Source organism: Pseudomonas sp. B2M1-30, assembly GCF_025447575.1.
Classification (GTDB): domain Bacteria; phylum Pseudomonadota; class Gammaproteobacteria; order Pseudomonadales; family Pseudomonadaceae; genus Aquipseudomonas; species Aquipseudomonas botevensis.
This window is the reverse complement of record NZ_JAOEJT010000046.1, coordinates 1-357: the sequence shown is the minus strand read 5'-3', so window position 1 is coordinate 357 and position 357 is coordinate 1. Positions and strand designations below refer to the sequence as shown.

Below are 357 nucleotides of genomic sequence, written 5' to 3'. Positions count from 1 at the left end.
GGTGAAAGGCTTGCCGAGCAACGTTGAAATTCCCAACGGTGGCATCACGGTAGAAATCAGCGCGGAACTGAGCGGCATCGCCGCCAAGGGCCAGAAAGTCGAAGTGTTCGATGGCGCGACGTCCAAGGGTCAGGCAACGGCTGATGCAACGACCGGCGAGTGGCGATTGACCGTCAGCGCACTGAGCGCGGCAGCCCACAGTTTCACGGCCAAAGCGTTGTATGGCTCGGGCGCTCAGTCGGGAGCCAGAACTTTTACCGTGGTGGCAGCCACCGCCCCCACCCTCACCTCGGTGAAAGGCTTGCCGAGCAACGTTGAAATTCCCAACGGTGGCATCACGGTAGAAATCAGCGCGGA

1 pseudogene is annotated in these 357 nt (G+C 60.8%); it reads left to right on the top strand.

The features are described from left to right. Positions 1-357: pseudogene (locus tag N8H74_RS29250) on the top strand (Ig-like domain repeat protein); the annotation flags it as partial.